We start from the raw sequence: 1262 nt of genomic DNA on the forward strand, positions 1-1262 counted from the left end.
TCAACCCTGACATTTACGTTAGACACAACAGCACCCGCTGCGCCATCACTGACACTTAATACGGACTCTGGCTCAGCGGCGGATGACTTCTTAACCAACGACGGTAGCTTCACAGTCGATGGCACCGAAGATGGCGCGACAGTGGAATACCTTGTTGATGGAAACTGGACGACAACCGCACCCGTGCCAACGGAAGGTGACAACACGATCACCGTTCGTCAAACCGACGCAGCGGGTAATACCTCAGGCAGCTCAACGCTGACGTTCACTCTTGATACACAGGCTGAATCAGGAAATGTGATCGTAGATAGCATTACATCAGATGATGTTGTTACTGAGACTGAAAAAGAGCAAACAATTTTTGTTACAGGTACTGCTACCGGTGGAGACATACAACCTAACGACGTCGTAACTGCTGTCATCAATGGAGCGACATATACTAGTGTTGTAAAAGAGAATGGTATTTGGGAACTAAGTGTTAATGGTGAGGACCTAGCAGAAGACACCGAGTTCACTGTTTCTGTTAGTTCAACCGATAGCGCAGGAAACAGTGTTTCAAGCTCAGGAACTTCTACTCATATTTATGACTCGACTCCGGTTAATGTAAACATAGATATTGATCCGATTACTGAAGACTCAGTCATTAACGCAACTGAAGCTCAAGGGACGGTTACGATTACAGGTTCTATTACTGGTGAGGATTACGTTTCTGGAACAGTAACACTGACCATCAATGGCGTTGTGTATACAGGCCAAGTAATCGACGGGAAATATAGCATTGACGTCAATGGGTCTGACCTAAACTCCGATAGCGATAACATCGTCGATGCGAAGGTAGATGTAGTAAATGAAGCTGGAAATGTTGGCTCGGCTACTTCGACAGAGTTCTATCTAGTTGATTTAGCTGCTAGAGGAACGATCTTTATTGAATCCATCACTGACGACAATGTTATCAATCAAAGTGAAAGCGAAAGTACCGTTTCAGTTAAAGGTACTGTTGGAAGAGATGCGGATACTGGTGACCAGGTATCAGTCGTAGTAAATGGTGTGACTTATCTGACTGTTGTCCAAAGTGATAAAACATGGAGTGTAGATGTTCAGGGCAGTGATCTTGTAGCTGATAATTCAGTGACAGCTACTGTTACCGGACAAGATTGGGTTGGGAATGAATTTAGTAGTTCGATTTCTAGAACTTATGATTTAGACACCGATATCAGCAAACCGACCATCGATCTGGTGGCGTCGAGCGACAGCGGCGACAG

At 44.9% G+C, this 1262-nt stretch carries 1 protein-coding gene; it reads left to right on the forward strand.

The window, feature by feature from the left end; genetic code table 11:
* A partial coding sequence (locus AB6E30_RS15395; protein WP_372104242.1) for an Ig-like domain-containing protein occupies positions 1-1262 on the forward strand: 1262 nt, incomplete at both ends.

The sequence above is a fragment of the Vibrio sp. 10N.247.311.12 genome, from assembly GCF_041467515.1.
Classification (GTDB): Bacteria; Pseudomonadota; Gammaproteobacteria; order Enterobacterales; family Vibrionaceae; genus Vibrio; species Vibrio crassostreae_C.